The sequence below is a fragment of the Bradyrhizobium semiaridum genome (assembly GCF_020329505.1).
Classification (GTDB): Bacteria; Pseudomonadota; Alphaproteobacteria; order Rhizobiales; family Xanthobacteraceae; genus Bradyrhizobium; species Bradyrhizobium semiaridum.
Genome location: NZ_JAGKJJ010000061.1, coordinates 1 through 1,534, shown reverse-complemented (window position 1 = coordinate 1,534; position 1,534 = coordinate 1). Strand labels below are relative to the sequence as shown.

Below are 1,534 nucleotides of genomic sequence, written 5' to 3'. Positions count from 1 at the left end.
GGGCGGGGTGGGGGTGTCTCCGCAAAGAGAATCCCACCGTGGATACACCCCACCCGCCACGCATCTCACGATGCGCGTCGGCCTCCCCGCAGGCGGGAGAGGCGAAGTGAACCAGCTGATATGCCTCACATGCGATCGCCCCGCCTGCGGGGCGAGGTTGAACTGCGATCCCTCGATCTACGCCGCCCGTAGCCCGGATGCAGCGAAGCGCAATCCGGGGGGCGGTCTCCGCGGCGAGGGTATCCCGGACTGCGCGGAGCCTGTCATCGGGCGCGCGTTCGCGCGACCCGTTGGCTCCGCCGGGCTACGCGCGAGCGGCCACCCATAGCGCGGCCACGACGACGCGACAGCTGCCGCAGACCGGAGCCGAGGGATACCACGCAATTTCGGAATAATGGAAGAATACCCCTGAGTTGCCCGACGTGTCAAGTGCCATGTCGAGCGCCGGCAGCCGCCGGCTCCTTTGCATGGGGTTGTTTTCGCTGTTTGGCGGTGCGCGGGGAGAAGGAGGTCAGCCCACCCGCCACTCCAGCATGCCGTCATCGGCCGTGACGATGTCGCCCATCGTCCCCACCGGCGTGCGATCCAAATTCTGCAGATGCGCCAGCGTCGCGGTGTCTCTCGCCGCGATGCGGCCGAGCGTGCGCCGGCCGTCCTCGGTGCGCAGCATGGTGACGCCGTGCTCGACCTCGCCATTGCCGCGATAGATCACGGTGAAGGCCTCGACCTTGCCTTTGCCGGTCGCCTCGGTGGTGAAATCAGGCACGGCGCCCCGGTTGCGGTCCGCTTCCGCCTGCACGCTGGTCTCCTGCTTCAGGGCCGCCGTCGGCGCCGCGCGCGACAGCACGAGGCCATGATGCTTGGTGACGAAACCGCCCTGGCCGTAGAGCAGGCCGAGCCTGCCGCCGCCGCGCAGCTTGCGCACCATCGCGCACGCCGCATGCGTCATGTAAGTGTTGAGCGGCGCGCCGAAGAAGGTCAATCCGCCGGTCACGGTCGGCTGCACGTCGGCGCCGAGGCCGAGCGTGCGGCGCGCCATCTTCGGCACGCAGGGGAAGCAGCTATAGAGCTCGATCGCGTCGAACTTCTTGCCGTCGCCTTCGACGAGGTCCATCACCGTCTTCAGCACCGCGGTCTGTGCGTGGCTCTCGACGAACTGGTCGCGGGTCAGATAGTCGCGCGGCTCTTCCGCCGAGGCGCCGCCGAGCGGATAGATCAGCTTGTCTTCCGGCACGCCGGCGGCGCGCGCCTTGGCAAGGCTGGTCAGGATCAGCGCACCGCCCATGTTCACGGTCGGGTTCGCCACCATCAGCTTGGTGTAGGGCCAGGCGATCATCCGGTTGTCCGGCGTCGCGGTCGTGATCTCTTCGCCCGAAAAGCGTTTCTTCAGCCAGGAGTTCGGGTTGTCGGCGGCAACGCGCGCATAGGTCGACCACAGCTCGCCCGATTCCTTCAGCGCCTCGCGCGGCGTCTGGCCCCACGCCGCAGACGTCGCGGATTCATAGAGCGGATAGACCGTAATCGGCCTGAACAC

The 1,534-nt window shown here is 67.7% G+C and carries 1 protein-coding gene; it reads right to left on the bottom strand.

Features of this window, described 5'->3' with window-relative positions; all coding sequences use genetic code 11:
- Positions 1–511: 511 nt before the first annotated feature.
- Positions 512–1,534 (bottom strand): TLP1 C-terminal extension domain-containing protein (locus J6500_RS31380; RefSeq protein WP_225716572.1); only part of this gene is annotated, 1,023 nt, incomplete at its 5' end.